The organism is Arthrobacter sp. zg-Y238 (genome assembly GCF_024385525.1).
In the GTDB taxonomy this organism is placed as follows: Bacteria; Actinomycetota; Actinomycetes; order Actinomycetales; family Micrococcaceae; genus Arthrobacter_B; species Arthrobacter_B jinronghuae.
Genome location: NZ_JANFLU010000008.1, coordinates 51,905 through 65,460, shown reverse-complemented (window position 1 = coordinate 65,460; position 13,556 = coordinate 51,905). Strand labels below are relative to the sequence as shown.

General features: G+C 67.3%; 16 protein-coding genes and 1 pseudogene. 9 read left to right on the top strand and 8 right to left on the bottom strand.

Going from position 1 to position 13,556, the window contains the following annotated elements; all coding sequences use genetic code 11:
- Positions 1 to 50 precede the first annotated feature (50 nt).
- The 3 genes from NNX38_RS16815 (at position 51) to NNX38_RS07945 (ending at position 2,418) form a co-directional block, all read left to right on the top strand.
- Positions 51 to 611 (top strand): TM2 domain-containing protein, encoded by a 561-nt coding sequence (locus NNX38_RS16815; protein WP_304661593.1) that lies wholly within the window; start codon positions 51 to 53, stop codon positions 609 to 611.
- A gap of 87 nt (positions 612 to 698) precedes the next feature.
- On the top strand, positions 699 to 1,118 hold the full coding sequence (locus NNX38_RS07950) for a LexA family transcriptional regulator (RefSeq protein ID WP_255797505.1): 420 nt from the start codon (positions 699 to 701) through the stop codon (positions 1,116 to 1,118).
- Positions 1,111 to 2,418, top strand: coding sequence for a Y-family DNA polymerase (locus NNX38_RS07945; protein ID WP_255797504.1), 1,308 nt, complete (start codon positions 1,111 to 1,113; stop codon positions 2,416 to 2,418). The genes NNX38_RS07950 and NNX38_RS07945 overlap by 8 nt, the downstream gene beginning before the upstream one ends.
- Positions 2,419 to 2,421: 3 nt before the next feature.
- On the opposite strand, the gene NNX38_RS07940 is transcribed toward NNX38_RS07945, so the two are convergent.
- Positions 2,422 to 3,006 carry a D-alanyl-D-alanine carboxypeptidase family protein gene (locus NNX38_RS07940; RefSeq protein WP_255797503.1) on the bottom strand — a complete coding sequence of 195 codons (585 nt, stop codon included), beginning with the start codon at positions 3,004 to 3,006 and terminating at the stop codon, positions 2,422 to 2,424.
- 269 nt (positions 3,007 to 3,275) lie between these two features.
- Between NNX38_RS07940 and NNX38_RS07935 the strand changes: the two genes are divergently transcribed.
- The gene (locus tag NNX38_RS07935) at positions 3,276 to 3,842 is read left to right on the top strand and encodes an MOSC domain-containing protein (RefSeq protein ID WP_255797502.1); all 567 of its coding nucleotides are present in this window, start codon (positions 3,276 to 3,278) and stop codon (positions 3,840 to 3,842) included.
- A 20-nt stretch (positions 3,843 to 3,862) separates the two neighbouring features.
- Here the strand turns inward: NNX38_RS07935 and NNX38_RS07930 are convergent, their stop codons facing one another.
- Both NNX38_RS07930 and NNX38_RS07925 read right to left on the bottom strand, forming a co-directional pair.
- Positions 3,863 to 5,239, bottom strand: coding sequence for a CoA transferase (locus NNX38_RS07930; RefSeq protein WP_255797501.1), 1,377 nt, complete (start codon positions 5,237 to 5,239; stop codon positions 3,863 to 3,865).
- A gap of 64 nt (positions 5,240 to 5,303) precedes the next feature.
- Positions 5,304 to 6,296, bottom strand: a complete 993-nt coding sequence (locus NNX38_RS07925; protein WP_255797500.1) for a YafY family protein — start codon at positions 6,294 to 6,296, stop codon at positions 5,304 to 5,306.
- 99 nt (positions 6,297 to 6,395) lie between these two features.
- Between NNX38_RS07925 and NNX38_RS07920 the strand changes: the two genes are divergently transcribed.
- The 5 genes from NNX38_RS07920 (at position 6,396) to arfB (ending at position 9,766) form a co-directional block, all read left to right on the top strand.
- Positions 6,396 to 6,824, top strand: coding sequence for a VOC family protein (locus NNX38_RS07920; protein ID WP_255797499.1), 429 nt, complete (start codon positions 6,396 to 6,398; stop codon positions 6,822 to 6,824).
- Between the two features lie 128 nt (positions 6,825 to 6,952).
- The gene (locus NNX38_RS07915; protein WP_255797498.1) at positions 6,953 to 7,786 is read left to right on the top strand and encodes an SDR family oxidoreductase; all 834 of its coding nucleotides are present in this window, start codon (positions 6,953 to 6,955) and stop codon (positions 7,784 to 7,786) included.
- Between the two features lie 119 nt (positions 7,787 to 7,905).
- The gene (locus NNX38_RS07910; RefSeq protein WP_255797497.1) at positions 7,906 to 8,688 is read left to right on the top strand and encodes an alpha/beta fold hydrolase; all 783 of its coding nucleotides are present in this window, start codon (positions 7,906 to 7,908) and stop codon (positions 8,686 to 8,688) included.
- A complete protein-coding gene (locus tag NNX38_RS07905) occupies positions 8,685 to 9,254 on the top strand; it encodes a DUF1697 domain-containing protein (protein WP_255797496.1) in 570 nt (189 codons plus the stop codon). The genes NNX38_RS07910 and NNX38_RS07905 overlap by 4 nt, the downstream gene beginning before the upstream one ends.
- 89 nt (positions 9,255 to 9,343) lie before the next feature.
- Entirely contained in the window at positions 9,344 to 9,766 is a 423-nt protein-coding gene (arfB, locus tag NNX38_RS07900) for an alternative ribosome rescue aminoacyl-tRNA hydrolase ArfB (protein WP_255797622.1), read from the top strand.
- 60 nt (positions 9,767 to 9,826) lie between these two features.
- Here the strand turns inward: arfB and NNX38_RS07895 are convergent, their stop codons facing one another.
- The 5 genes and pseudogenes from NNX38_RS07895 to NNX38_RS07875 form a co-directional block, all read right to left on the bottom strand.
- Entirely contained in the window at positions 9,827 to 10,060 is a 234-nt protein-coding gene (locus NNX38_RS07895; protein ID WP_370646398.1) for a DivIVA domain-containing protein, read from the bottom strand.
- A pseudogene (locus NNX38_RS07890) lies at positions 10,052 to 10,216 on the bottom strand (DivIVA domain-containing protein); the annotation flags it as partial. The gene NNX38_RS07895 and the pseudogene NNX38_RS07890, both read right to left, overlap by 9 nt.
- Positions 10,217 to 10,483: 267 nt before the next feature.
- The gene (locus NNX38_RS07885; protein ID WP_255797495.1) at positions 10,484 to 11,128 is read right to left on the bottom strand and encodes an NUDIX domain-containing protein; all 645 of its coding nucleotides are present in this window, start codon (positions 11,126 to 11,128) and stop codon (positions 10,484 to 10,486) included.
- On the bottom strand, positions 11,125 to 12,672 hold the full coding sequence (locus NNX38_RS07880) for a nicotinate phosphoribosyltransferase (RefSeq protein ID WP_255797494.1): 1,548 nt from the start codon (positions 12,670 to 12,672) through the stop codon (positions 11,125 to 11,127). Before NNX38_RS07880 ends, NNX38_RS07885 begins: the two co-directional genes overlap by 4 nt.
- A 26-nt stretch (positions 12,673 to 12,698) precedes the next feature.
- Positions 12,699 to 13,514 carry a ribose-phosphate pyrophosphokinase gene (locus tag NNX38_RS07875; RefSeq protein ID WP_255797493.1) on the bottom strand — a complete coding sequence of 272 codons (816 nt, stop codon included), beginning with the start codon at positions 13,512 to 13,514 and terminating at the stop codon, positions 12,699 to 12,701.
- Between the last annotated feature and the right edge of the window lie 42 nt (positions 13,515 to 13,556).

The following is a 13,556-nucleotide window of genomic DNA, read 5'->3' as shown; positions in this document are numbered from 1 at the left end:
AATCTCGACGCCCCGTCCGGATGGCTTCGAAAAAAACGTTGGAGGAAACCATGTCAGGTAACGGTCCCGGCCAGGGAAACAACCACGGAAACCGGTGGTCCGACGAGTGGGACGAGCAATACGCCTCCCCCAAGAAACCCGAACCTACCGCCCCCGCCGGCCAGCAGCCTCAGCACCCCCAGCCCCAGAATCCCCAGGGATACGGGCAGCAGGCACCTCACTATCCTTCACCCGGCTACCCGAACCAGCCCGGCCAGGGGTATCCCGGCCAGGGCTACCCGAACCAGGCCCAGGGGTATCCCGTCCAGGGTTACCCGTCCGCCGGCCACCAGCAGGCCCAGGGCTACGGCCATGCCCAGTTCGGCCACGCACCGCAGGGCCCGGGTTACCGGCCCCAGAAATCCCGCGTCACCGCCGGACTGCTCGGAATTTTCCTCGGCGGCTTCGGCGTCCACCGCTTCTACCTGGGCAACAACAGCGTGGGCATCGCGCAGCTTGTCCTGACCTGTTTCACGGGCATGGGAGCCGTCTGGGGCTTCGTCGAAGGCCTGATGATTCTCTGCAACGCCCGGTCCTTCCGCACCGACGCGCACGGGATCCCGCTCAAGTAACGAATAGCAGTCCGGTGCTAGGCTTGGGGTTCGAAAGTATGTTCTAGAAATATCCCCGTTCTAGAAATATCCCCAGGAGGCCTCGGCATGGCGGTGTTCTCAGCAGACCGTTCCCGCCGCCCCGCTCCGCCGTCGGAGTCCGACGCCGCGACTGCCGCAGGGTTTCCCAGTCCGGCCCGGGACTATTTTGACGGCCGGATTGACCTCAACCGGCACCTGATCCGGGACCCCACCTCCACCTACGTGGTGCGGGTGGAAGGCGATTCCATGGCGGGCACCGGTATCTGCAACGGGGATGAACTGATTGTGGACCGTTCGCTCACGCCGCGCGACGGCGCCGTCGTCGTCGCCGTGGTGGACGGGGAACTCACGGTCCGGCGGCTGCTGCTGAGCGGGCAGCGGATCGTGCTGCGGGCCGAAAGCCCCGGGTATCCGGACATCCTCGTGGCTGAGCCGTCGGAACTGTCCGTGTGGGGCGTTGTGACCCGCTGCCTGCACCATGTCTGAGCCGTCCGCGCCGCCGGCAGCCGCCCAGCGGATCGCGCTGGTGGACGTCAACAGCTTCTACGTCTCCTGCGAGCGCGCGTTCGACCCCAAACTGGCAGGGGTGCCGGTGGTGGTGCTGTCCAACAACGACGGCTGCGTGGTGGCACGCTCGGACGAGGCGAAGGCACTGGGCATCAAGACCGGCACGCCGTGGTTCAAGCTCGCCGAATCCGCGCCGCGCGTGGGCCTGATCCAGCGCTCGAGCAACTACGAGCTCTACGGAGATCTCAGTTCCCGTGTGATGGAACTGCTGGGGCGTTACGCGCTGTGGCAGGAGGTGTACTCGATCGATGAGTCCTTCCTCGGACTCGCCGGCACGCCGCGCGATCTGGAGGCACAGGGGGCAACGATCCGCACCGCCGTCGCCCGCCACACCGGCCTGCCTGTCTGCGTGGGCATCGGCACCACCAAGACCCTGGCGAAGTTCGCCAACCGGATCGCCAAACAGAACCGGCACCTGCAGGGCGTCTGCAACCTCGAGACCATGGACCCGGCCGCCGTAGAAGCCATCATGTCCCGGGTGCCGGTCACCGGCCTCTGGGGCGTGGGGTCCCGGCTGGGCACGAAGCTGGATGCGATGGGGATCACCACCGTCGCGGACCTGCGCGCAGCCGATCCGGCGCTGATCCGCCGGAAATTCTCGGTCACCCTGCAGCGCACCGTGCTGGAGCTCAACGGCACCGCCTGCATCCCGCACGAGGACGAGCGGGCGGACCGCAAACAGCTGATCTTCTCCCGGAGCTTCTCGACGCCGGTCACTACCGGTGCGGAAATGCGGCAGGTCATGAGCATCTACGCGCAGCAGGCGGCCGCACGGCTGGAGCGTGAGGGACAGCAGGCCAGCATCCTCACCGCTTATGCCGGTACGTCGCACTTCAGCGAGCGGGCGGCGTCGTTCCCCTCCGCCACGGTGCGACTGCCCACTCCGACGGCGGATCCCGTGGTCCTCAGCCGGGCCGCCGTCGGCGCGCTCGAGTCCCAGGTGGTCGAGGGTGTGCCCTACACCAAGGCCGGGGTGATGCTCAGCGGATTGGAGTCCGCCGGCGCGCAGCCGCTGTTCGAGGAGTTCGTCTCCGCACAGGAACGGCGGAACCTGGGCGAACTGCTGGGGAAAGTCACGGACAAATACGGTGCGGCGAGCATCGGGCTCGGACTGGCGGGGATGTCCACGGCGACGCCGGAATGGACCATGTCGCGCAGGTATTCCTCGCCGCGGTACACCACCGAGTGGAGCGAACTGCCGGTGGTGAAGGCGGTTTAGCGGTCAGTAGTTCGGCGCGGCCGGAAAGCCGAGAAACTCCTCCAGCGTCACCCCGGAGTCATGGACTCCGCCGGCCACCTCCGGCCCCACGTAACGCAGGTGCCAGGGCTCGTAGGCATACCCGGTGATGTGTTCCGCCCCGGCCGGATAACGGATCAGGAAGCCGTACCGGTGGGCGTTCGCAGCGGTCCATGAACCGGCTGCCGTTCCTTCGAAACAGGTTTCCAGCGCGCATAGACCGTCCGGATTGCCGATGTCCACGGCCAGCCCGGTCTCATGCTCGCTGTGGCCGGGCCGGGCGGAGAGCGAATCGGCTCCCTCCTGCCCGTACTTCTCGGTGTAGGAGGCGTGCAGCCGGGACTGTTCTTCCCGTGACCGGTAGCCGCTGACGGGAGAAACGGCGACGCCCTCCGCCGCGGCATCACCAACCATCCGGGCATAGGCTTCAGCCGCTTCGGCGCGCAGCAGCAGCCCGCCCGCGTCTGTCAGATCGGCCGGCACGTAGTCCGCCGCGAGGGGTCGGTTCTTGTTGATCACGAGCGTGAAACTGTCCGGCGGCTCTGCTTCGGGGGCAGCCGCCGCGTCCATCGCCGGCTCCTTGAAAAGGTGAGCAAACACGGCGAGCGACACGACCAGGCTCAAACACAGCAGGCCGGCCATGGACGCACATGTCCTCAGGTACAGGTACCGCATTGTTCCCCTACCCATCCTTCGTCCGGCACGGCGCCCTCGCCGTTTCGCGCCATCCTCGCACGTGCGGCACAACGCGGGCGGCACCGGCACGCCCGTGCCAACCTCCCCCACTGATGGAATGAGCGGCGGCGTCCCGTCCACGCAGGAGCGGTTAGCGTGGAGGCATGAGTTATGCGTACGACGTCGAGATCCTGCACCTGCTCGTCTCGCCCGCACACGCCTACTTCGGGCGGGCCAAGGACGGGCCGGCCGACGTCGTCACCACCGATGCGGACCAGGCTGAGGTAGTTGCCGGCAAGGGGATTGTCGGTGACCGGTTCTTCGGCAAGGCCGCCCATATGGATGCGGCCGTTACCTTGTTAGCTGTGGAGTCGTTGGAGGCCATCGCCGCGGAGCTTGGTGCCGATCCCTTTGACCCGCTGCTGGCGCGCCGGAACGTGGTGCTCCGCGGTGCCGAACTGTCCCCGCTGCTGGGGCAGGACTTTGTCCTCGAATCTGCCGACGGCCGGGTGGAATTCCACGGCGGCAGGCAGGCCCACCCCTGCGCCTGGATGGACCGGGTCCTGGCTCCCGGTGCGCACAAGGCGATGCGGGGCCGGGGCGGGCTGCGCTGCCGGCCGTTGAGCAGCGGGACGCTTCACCGCGGACCGGCCCTGCTCATCAGCCCGATGCCGCTGGACCCGGGCCGGGCTGCCGTTCCCTCGTTGCTGAGGCCGGGTAGGCTTCCCTAACGGACGGACCGGAGACGGGGTCATTCCCACACCAGCGCAGAACTGCCGTAAGGCTGCGGCGGCCGGCTGTGCTCAAGCTGCCTCCCGTCCACCTGCAGGGGCGGCGGCGCAAACGTCAGCTCGCCGTAGACACTCGGCCAGGTCCGGAGCTCCGGTTCCAGTTCGCTCCGCTCGGTGCCCGAGGGCGGAGCAGGCAGCCGCATCAGCTCCAGCGCGGTGCGCGCCAGCGACAAGTGGGCCGATCCGCTGATCCCCCGATTCCGGGCGCCCATGAGCGCCACCGCAGCGGCGGCCGCCCCGAGGCCGGTGGCATAGTCCAGCGCCTGGACCGGCAGCGCCCCGGGCCGCCACGAGTCTCCCTCCCCGCTGCCGTAAATGGCGGCAATGCCGCTGGCAGCCTGCACGATGCTGTCGAAACCCCGCCGGGCGGCCCACGGCCCGGCGTTGCCCCAGGCGTCGAAGCTCACCACGCCCAGCCCCGGGTAGTCCGCCCGCAGCGCGTCCGGATCCAGTCCGAAGCGGGCCAGGGAGCCGCCCCGGTACCCCAGCAGCACGACGTCGGCCGCCTCGAGGAGTCCGCGGAACCGCCGGTAGGCGGCCGGGTCGGTGAGGTCGGCCACCGCACTGCGCTTCGAGAAGCCGGTGTCCAGATACTGTTCCTCCAGCTCCGGCATGCCGGGCGGGTCGATCCGCAGCACGTCGGCACCCAAAGCGCCCAGGATCCGGCTGCCCGACGGACCGGCGATCACCCTCGTCAGGTCCAGGACGCGCAGGCCGTCCAGAATCCCGCCGGACCCGCCGCGCAGGGCAGCCGGCACACTGCGGGGAGGCGCTGGTGCCGGTGCGGTGTCCACACGGATCCACGGTTCCCCTTGGAACGCCTCGACCGCCGGGGAGCCCGCCCACTCCTCTGGCGGACGGACCGGGGCTGCCACTCCCCCGTGTGCCGTCACCCGATCCTCCACCTCCATGGCCGTCATCCGAAGCAGTGCAGCGTCTACGGCGTCGGCGGAGGCAACCCCCAGTGCAGTGAACAGGGCACGTTCGTGGTGCGGGTAGTTGGCGTGCAGCCGAACCCATCCGTCAATGGTGCGGCGGAAACCCGACAGCGGCGCAAACCCGCCAACCGCTCTGCCATCCACCCGCAGATGCGAATAGGAGGCGAACGATGCCGCCGCCCCGCGGGAGGTGAGCGCGATGTCCCGGCCCGTCCCGGCGGCGAGCGCCGTAGCCAGCGCCTGCAGGGATGCCAGGGCCAGTCCCTCCACGTCCAGTGCGCCCGCCCACCACCAGCGCGGTCCCGTCCAGGGTGCGGGCGCAGGATTCTCCGGCAGCAGCGGGGCAAGGTCCCGCCAGAGTGCGGGAAGGGGATTCGTGTTCCGGTGGTCGGCAGCCATAACGGCATTATGCAGCCCGATGCCTCCGCCGGGCCTGCTCGACCGAAGCGCAGATGTCATATGCCTACCGGGCGGCCGCCGCCGCGAAGCGCGCCGCCAGCGTTCCGAAGGCGGACGCCAGCTCAGGCGGACCAACCACCTCAAGTTCGGCGTCGAACCGACCGAACGACGCCGCCAGCGCTACCCAGGACCAGGAGCCTGCTTCCAGCCGGCACCTGCCGGGTCCAACGGCTTCGACCGTGCCGTCGCCGGCAAACGGTACGACGGCGGCCGCCGGCAGGTGCAGGACCACGGCACCGCGGCAGGGCCAGCCTTCACCGGAACCCCTGCCCGGTTCCGTTCCCCGGAACCGGGCGGAAAGGAAATCATGCACGCTGCCGCCGGGCAGTTCCCGCTCCCGGAACCGCCCACCCGCAGGGAGCCGCGGAGTGATCCGGTCGGCCCGGAAGATCCGCCAATCATTCCGGTCCAGATCCCAGCCCACCAGGTACCACCGTCCGCGGGAGGCCACCAAATGATGCGGTTCCACCCGCCGAGGCGGCGCACCCGCGGCGTCACCCGCTTCCGGCCGGCCCGCCGCATAGTCAAAGCGCAGCACCTGCCGGGACCGGACCGCATTGGCCAGGGTCAGCAGCCGTTCCGGCGGTACGGATTCGGCCGCACCCGGACGTCCCGGCAGCACGGTGAACTGCAGTGCGTCGAGGCGATGACGGAGCCGGGAGGGCATCACCTGCCGGACCGTGGCCAGCGCGCGGGCGGCGGCCTCCTCGATGCCGGCTCCGGTCATGGGCGCGGACTGCAGCGCGACGGCGAGGGCCAGCACCTGGTCGTCGTCAAAAAGCAGCGGCGGCAGCTCGGCACCGGCGTCCAGGCGGTAACCCCCGTCCGGCCCCTTCAGCGCGGAGATGCGGTAACCCATTTCCCGCAGCCGGTCGACGTCGCGGCGCACGGTCCGGGGGCTGATCTCCAGACGGTCCGCGAGCACCTGCCCCGGCCAGTCCCGCGGGGTCTGCAGAAGTGAGAGGAGCAGCAGGAGCCGCGACGTCGTAGTGGGCATACGAGAAAGATAAACGAAATAGCGGCCAGAACCTGACCTCTACTAGGAGAAGAGTGGGTGTTACCGGGAAACACCCGGTCTACCCCGAAGGAGCAACCCATGTCTGTCACCACCACGCCCCACCTGAACTTCCGCGGCGATGCCCGGGCCGCCCTCGAGTTCTACCACTCGGTTTTCGGCGGGCAGCTTATCGTCGTCACCAATGAGGACGCCTACAGCGTCGAGCGCCCGGAGGAGGCGGGCCAGGTCAAGTTCGGGCAGGTCCTCGGCGGGAACGGATTCTCGATCATGGCCTACGACGTTCCCGCCAGCGTGTCCTACGACCAGGGGGATAAATCCTCCTTCGTCTCGGTCCGCGGCGACTCGGCCGAGGAAATCACCGGCCTCTGGGACCGGCTAGTCGACGGCTCCACCGTGCTGCAGGACCTGGCACCCTCGGCTTTCTCCCCCGCCTACGGAATGGTGCAGGACCGCTTCGGCATCATCTGGGTGCTCGACGTCGCCGTCGCCTATGACCCTGCCGGCTAGCGCGGGCATCCTGCCCTGTAGGGGCGCGGACGGTCTCAGCCCGTCCGCACCCGCCACTCCGGCGGGCACCCGCTATTGTCGAGGGACCGGCAGTTTCTTCCGCCGGTCACCTCTGACATGGGAGCGTTATGGCCTCGGACGTACTGGTAGTTATCGGCATGGGCGGCATGGGGCAGGCGGTTATGCGCCGGTCCGGCGCAGGACGGAAAATCCTGCTGGCCGACTTCAACGAAGACCTGCTCGAAACGGTGCACGCCGCAGCACTCGGCGAAGGCTACGACGTCGTCTCCCAGCAGGTGGACGTTTCCTCGCGGCAGTCGGTGGCCGCGCTGGCCGCAACCGCCCGTGAGCTGGGCGCCGTAACCGGCGTCGTCCACACCGCCGGGCTCTCCCCCGTCCAGGCACCGGTGGAGGCCATCTGGAAGGTCGACCTCTTCGGCGTGGCCGTGGTGCTCGAGGAATTCGAAAAGGTCATCGCCCCGGGCGGTGCCGGCGTCGTTATCTCCAGCATGTCTGCGTACATGGCAGGCGGCCAGGTGCCCGCCGACGTGCTGGCGAGCCTGGCCACCGTCCCTGCGGACGATCTGCTGCTGATTCCGTTTGTTGCCGGCATCGACCACCCGGGACACGCCTACAGCGTGGCCAAGCGCGCCAACCAGGTCCGCGTCCAGACCGCCAGCCTGCGCTGGGGTGCCCGCGGGGCACGCGTGAACAGCATCAGCCCCGGCGTCATCTCCACCCCGATGGGCCAGCAGGAACTCTCCGGCGAATCCGGCTCGCAAATGCGCGCCATGATCGAGGCCTCCGGCACCAAGCGCCTCGGCACCGCCTTCGACATCGCCAACGCCACGGCCTTCCTGCTCAGCCAGGATGCCAGCTTCATGACCGGCGCGGACCTGCTGGTCGACGGCGGCGCGGTGGCCGCCGTCGATACCGGCCAGCGCAGCCAGGTCGCCGGCTAGGTCCGCTGACGGGGCGCGGCGGCAGAGGGTGCCGGAGGCGCGGGAAAAAGATGGCCGCCGAGAGCCGCGGATGCGAGCCACTGATTGCCGCGGCTTCGTCGGCATGATCGAATCTGGGCATGTTGTACGCAGACTCAGCAGACGGCACCCGGATCGCGTTCGACCAGACGGGCCACGGCACGCCGGTGGTCATTGTCGGCGGTGCGTTTTCAACCGCCGACGCCGGCGCCCCGTTGGCCGCCGCGCTCAAAGCCGCCGGTTTCCAGGCGGTGACGGTGGACCGACGGGCCCGCGGGAAAAGCACGGACACTTCCCCTTACTCTCCGCGGCGGGAGGTGGAGGACCTCACGGCGGTCCTCCACGCCGTCGGCGGCGACGCGGCCGTCCTCGGACATTCATCCGGCGCCATGCTCGCCCTGCTGGCGGCGGCCGAAGGGGCACCGATCAGCCACCTGTTCCTGTCCGAACCGCCGTTCCTCTTCGGCGAGGGGGAACCGTCGATGGACCTTCCGCAGCGGCTTCAGGCCCTCGTTGATTCAGGTAACCCGGCCGACGCCGTCACCACCTTTCAGCGCGAAGGCATCGGCCTGCCCGAAGCGTTTATTGAGCAGATCCAGGCCAGCCCCATGTTCGATTCCCTCGTTCCACTGGCGCAGTCCGCCGTCTACGACGCGCTGCTGTCGCAGGCCGTGTCCACCCCGACGGCCGCGATGGCCCAGGTTTCGGTGCCCGTCACCATCCTGCGCGGCACCACCACGTACCCGGTCATTATGGACGCCACCGAGAAGCTGGCGAGGCGCATGCCGCAGGCTGTCCTGGTAACAGTGCCCGAATCCCACGACCACTCCCCCGATCCGACCGGCACCGTGCGCGAAATCCGCCGCCGCATCCCGGTGCAATGACCGACAGCCCGGCCGCGGATACTTTCCCGTATCTGGCTCTCCTGCGCGGCATCAACGTCGGCGGGCGGAACAAGGTCCCCATGAAGGAGTTACGGGGGCATCTGGAAGGCCTCGGGTTTCAGCAGGTGTCCACCTACATTGCGAGCGGGAATGTCTTCCTGGCATCGAATGACGACGCCGGCTCCGTCGGCCGGCAGATCGAGGCCGCACTCACGGATAACTTCGACCTCGACGACGAACTCATCAAGGTCCTGGTGCTGGATCGCGCGCAGCTGCAGGCCGTCGTCGAACACCGGCCGCAGCACTTCGGTGAGCGGCCGGACCTCTACCACTCGGACGCGATCTTCCTCATGGACATCGATGCGGACACCGCCATGGACGCTTTCCGGCCGAGGGAAGGCGTTGACGAGATCTGGGCGGGCGAAGGCGTCATCTACTCGCAGCGGCTCAGCTCCGAGCTGACCAAGAGCCGGCTGAGCGCCATCGCAGCCTCGCCGCTGTACAAATCGATGACCATCCGCAGCTGGAACACCACGCAGAAACTGTGGGAGCGGCTGCCCGGGTGATGCTTGGGTGTTAGGGTCCTGCCATGTCCGAACCGCTGCTCGACGAGCACGTTAGCCCTACCGGATTCGTTTCGTGCGACGCTGGAGGGATGGATTTGGTGGTGTCGCCCGCGCTCACGATTCCCGCCGCTGAACTCGAGTGGCGGTTCTCCCGTTCGTCCGGCCCCGGGGGCCAGCACGTCAACACCTCGGACAGCCGCGTCGCACTCTCCTGGAACATAGCCGGTTCTGCGGTGCTGTCGGAACAGCAACGCCTGCTGCTGCTGCAGCGGCTGAAACGCAGTCTCGTGGCCGGAGTGCTGACCGTGACAGCCTCCGAGCAACGTTCCCAGCTTCGCAATCGGGAAACAGCCCTGGCCAAGCTCGCCGCGCTCGTGGCAGACGGACTGGCGCCCGGACCTGCACCGCGCCGCACCACCAAACCTACCCGGGGCTCAAACTACCGCCGCCTCGATGCCAAGAAACAACGGGGTGCCACGAAACGGCAACGGCAACGGCCGCCGGCTGATTAAGTCCACCGGGGCTTGGGCATCAATATGAGGGCTGCTGCCCACTGGCCGGTTGTATTCGCGTTAGCTCGGCGTCGTCGGAGTTCCGTATTGGGACGGGCCGAGCCGGCGCCGAAGCTGCTCATTTTCCGAATGCCACTCCCGAAGACCCGTGGCAATCCGGTCCAGGAAGTCATCCACCTCATTCTGCGCATACCCCTCGCGGAACTTTGTCGGCTGGAACCTCTGATTTATTACCTCTTCAGGGCTAAGAATTGAAGCGGTAACGTCCTGCCTCGGGATGTCCGTCTTTTGCAGCTGAAGACGTTCATTTTCGAGTCGCCGAAGCTCCTGGACAGTGCGCTCCAGGAAGTCATCCACCTCGTCCTGGTCATAGCCCTCCTTGAATTTGGTGGGCTGGAAGCGCTTCGCGATAACCTCTTCAGCTGTGAGGGTTCCGGTTCCGTATGTCACGGATTCCCCCTTGGTTTTAGATGATTTCGAAGCATTCGGCAATACCAAGGTGAGCAGTACTATTACCGCGACGAAAATCCAGATTTTTCCTGAGCCGTCGCTTTCGCTCGCCCCTTGGGCCATTACCGCTGAAACATACTCAAAGGACATGGAGCTCGACTTTCGTAAGGTCAGTCTGTGTCACAGCTGAACGGATCAAAATCCTGGCGACAATAACTGTAACCGATCGCTCCTTTCGAAAGCCGCCATTGATTTCGACGTTTCCTGCTATTTCCAGGACCACCCTGCAGCCGGACGGCCGCGGCCCGCGGCGACTGTTTCACTGGATTTGGACAACGCGGGGTTGCGGGCGAGCATCCTCCCCAAATTGGAGGAGTCCGGTTCGGTGCGTCCGGCGGCCGCCGCCAGGTTCCGGCTCATCCGTGCGGCGTGGGCCGTGGTGAAGTGCTTCCCCAGCAGCGCTTTGGTCAGTGCGGAGTCCACCCAAAGCGCATCCAGCACGGCACCGGCGGTGCGGCGGATGATGGTGTCGTGGTCGAACGGCAGTCTGGATACCCGTTCCACCGGGGTGACCTTCACAGCGGCTTCGATAAGCCGGGCGTTCGGATGCAGGACGGCGGTATGGACAATCGAGATGGTGGGCCCGCGCGGATCCCGGTCCGGGTTGTCGTAGACGCCCGCCGTGTCGAGGTGTTCCACCTGGTCCTCCCCTACACCGGTCTTGACCGTCAGCGCCCTCAAAGCGGCCTCGGCCAGCCGTTCGGAGGGAAGCAGGAGGACGCCGGGGAGCGCCTGCGCGCCGGCGAAGGGTTCATTGGCCCGCTCCGCGGTCACCAGGCACAGCCCTCCGTCCCTCACGATGAAGGGCACGGTATCGATTGAGACGAGGGGCTGCAGCCTTTCAGAACTCATGAGGCAATGTTACCGAGCACTGCACGGACGTCCGCGAAGGATTGGCGGCGGAGGAACTCGCCGTTGGCCCAGACGGGCTGCAGCAGGGATGCCTCTTCCTGCTCGGGGGTGGCCTTCTCGATGAGGACCAGTTCGCCGTCGTCGTTCCGGGTGACGGCCAGGCGGCCGGTGGCGGAACGCTTGGAACCGAAGCCCTTGGCAGTGATCGGATCCTTGAACACGTTGCGGGGCTGGCCGTTGACCTCGATGTAGGTGACCTTGATGGCCGAGGAGAACGTGTCCCGGGTGACGTACTGGTAGGTGAACGAACCGGCGCCGAGCACAACATTGTCCGAGGCGTAGCCCGCTTTCTCCAGGCGTGCAGTGATGTCTGCGGCACGCTCGGGGGTGATGGAGTCGCCGTACATAACGCGCACGTTGTTCAGGACCTTGTAGCCGGCGTCGTTACGGGTGGAGCCGAACTCGGCTTCCAGGAGGGCGACGACGCCGAAGTAGGCCGGGTCCTCGGCCATCGACGGTGCCGTGTCGGGGACGGCGGCGCCGGGGCGGGTGGAGGTGCCGCAGACGATGTCGGCCGGGTCTCCGGAGTCGGGACGGATGACGACGTTGCCGTCGCGCGAGGTGATGATGTCCTTGAGCCCGGGCAGGATGCCCTGCAGTACGTGCCACAGGTCGTACCCGTCGGAGACCAGGGAGATGTTGCCGGTGGGGTTGACCTTCAGGATGTGGCGGAAGGTTTCCGCTTCTCCGTCCTGGCCGCCGGCACACATCACGGCGTGCTCGCTGGCGGGGATGGAGCCGAGGATCTGGCCATTCTCCGCGCCGAAGGAGGAGTTGTAGTAGCGGCGGATGAAGTCGGCCGAGCCGAGGGAGTCCGAGCCCTTGAAGGAGAGCAGGTGGCCGGCGCCGGACGCCGCGGCTGCTTCGACGCCGGGCATGCCGCGGAAGGAGAAGTCGTGCAGCTGCCAGTCCACATAGGCGGCGTCCGTGCCGGTCTTCCCGGCGGCCGCGTCCAGGATGCCGCGGTACTTGTCGGCAATGGTCGCTGCGGTGGAGGGCTGCCAGATGGAGGCACTGAGCGCCGTCTCGATGTAGTTGACCAGCCAGAAGAACTCCGGCTCGGTGGATTCGACGGTGACGGAGGGGACCCGCAGGGGCACCCGGGTTCCCTCGGGCACGGCGCGGAAGATCAGCGGCAGGTAACCGCGGCGGTGCAGGGACCGGATGTGGTCGGTGCCGACGGTGTTCGGTCCGAGGATGTCGTTGAGGCCGGCCTGGTATTCGGCCACGGCGTCGTCCTCATCAGCGGCGAAGAACGGGGCGAAGGCTTCAATGCAGAACTTCTGCAGGAAGGCCTGCAGACCGAAGTGCACCACGTGGTCCACACCCTCGATCCGGGAGCCGCGGTTGGTGAAGTTGGAGAGAACCTTTGTGGTGCCCCGGGGGTACATGTGGATGTGGCCGAGCTTGTACGCGTCCGTCTGGAACAGGGCTGCGGTGATGCTGGCGGTGGTCAGGGCGGTCGGTGCTGCTGTCGTGGTCATGGCGGGTTCCTTAGCTTGAGACGGAATCAGATGAGGTGGGAGATCAGGGGCGTGATGGAAGCGGCTACGTCCGGGTTGGCGGCTCCGGGGTGTGAATCCGTGGTGTAAATGGAGGAGTAGGCCTGCCGCAGCTGGGCTGCTTTGCCGGAGAACACCCCGTGGCTGACCCACAGGTCCAGGCGGTCCGGCCCGAGACCGGTGGCTGCGGCCAGGCCCATGAAGGTTCCGCCGCCGTCGCAGATGTCGTCGACGACCAGGAAGCGTCCTTCGGCGGGTAGTTCCTCGCAGGTGAATCCGGACAGCTTGCCGGTGGCAAAGTCCCGGTGCTTCTCTGCGGAGTAGAGCGGAAGTCCGAGGGCTGCGGCGGTCCGGGCGGTGCGTTCCTTCGCTCCGGCGTCCGGGCAGATGACGCCGGCATACTCCCCGGCCTTGTTCCGCAGGACCTGGGCGATCACGGCGGAGGAATCCACGACGCGCAGGTTGCGGACCAGGGCCGGCATAACGGGCGAGTGAGGGTCGAAGCAGACCACTTCGTCGGCGTTCATGGCGTTGATGAGGTTGGCGTAGACCTTGGCACCGAAGGGGGTGCCGCGGTCCTGGCGGGCTCCGGGCAGGTACGGGATGAGGGCCTGGACCTTGTGGCCGCCCTGGTGGGCGTAGTCAATCCACATGGCTGCGGTCATGTACTCGTTGGCATCGGCGCCGGTGAGGTAGAAGTACAGCGGGGTTTCCGCCGGGCTGCCTTCGACCTTGAGGTGGGCCTCCCCGGCCGGGAAGGACATCGGCGTCGCTGCCGAGTGGACGGTGTATCCCTGCGGGACTGTGGCGTATGCGGTGAACATGCTGCCAGCCTACACAGCTTTTTCGTCCTTGGAGGTTTATTG

What these genes read in the sequence shown, in the direction of transcription:
- NNX38_RS16815 (WP_304661593.1), top strand. Translation starts at nt 51, where the DNA reads ATGTCAGGTAACGGTCCCGGCCAGGGAAACAACCACGGAAACCGGTGG.
- NNX38_RS07950 (WP_255797505.1), top strand. Translation starts at nt 699, where the DNA reads ATGGCGGTGTTCTCAGCAGACCGTTCCCGCCGCCCCGCTCCGCCGTCG.
- NNX38_RS07945 (WP_255797504.1), top strand. Translation starts at nt 1,111, where the DNA reads ATGTCTGAGCCGTCCGCGCCGCCGGCAGCCGCCCAGCGGATCGCGCTG.
- NNX38_RS07940 (WP_255797503.1), bottom strand. Translation starts at nt 3,006, where the DNA reads ATGGACGCGGCGGCTGCCCCCGAAGCAGAGCCGCCGGACAGTTTCACG.
- NNX38_RS07935 (WP_255797502.1), top strand. Translation starts at nt 3,276, where the DNA reads ATGAGTTATGCGTACGACGTCGAGATCCTGCACCTGCTCGTCTCGCCC.
- NNX38_RS07930 (WP_255797501.1), bottom strand. Translation starts at nt 5,239, where the DNA reads ATGGCTGCCGACCACCGGAACACGAATCCCCTTCCCGCACTCTGGCGG.
- NNX38_RS07925 (WP_255797500.1), bottom strand. Translation starts at nt 6,296, where the DNA reads ATGCCCACTACGACGTCGCGGCTCCTGCTGCTCCTCTCACTTCTGCAG.
- NNX38_RS07920 (WP_255797499.1), top strand. Translation starts at nt 6,396, where the DNA reads ATGTCTGTCACCACCACGCCCCACCTGAACTTCCGCGGCGATGCCCGG.
- NNX38_RS07915 (WP_255797498.1), top strand. Translation starts at nt 6,953, where the DNA reads ATGGCCTCGGACGTACTGGTAGTTATCGGCATGGGCGGCATGGGGCAG.
- NNX38_RS07910 (WP_255797497.1), top strand. Translation starts at nt 7,906, where the DNA reads ATGTTGTACGCAGACTCAGCAGACGGCACCCGGATCGCGTTCGACCAG.
- NNX38_RS07905 (WP_255797496.1), top strand. Translation starts at nt 8,685, where the DNA reads ATGACCGACAGCCCGGCCGCGGATACTTTCCCGTATCTGGCTCTCCTG.
- arfB (WP_255797622.1), top strand. Translation starts at nt 9,344, where the DNA reads ATGGATTTGGTGGTGTCGCCCGCGCTCACGATTCCCGCCGCTGAACTC.
- NNX38_RS07885 (WP_255797495.1), bottom strand. Translation starts at nt 11,128, where the DNA reads ATGAGTTCTGAAAGGCTGCAGCCCCTCGTCTCAATCGATACCGTGCCC.
- NNX38_RS07880 (WP_255797494.1), bottom strand. Translation starts at nt 12,672, where the DNA reads ATGACCACGACAGCAGCACCGACCGCCCTGACCACCGCCAGCATCACC.
- NNX38_RS07875 (WP_255797493.1), bottom strand. Translation starts at nt 13,514, where the DNA reads ATGTTCACCGCATACGCCACAGTCCCGCAGGGATACACCGTCCACTCG.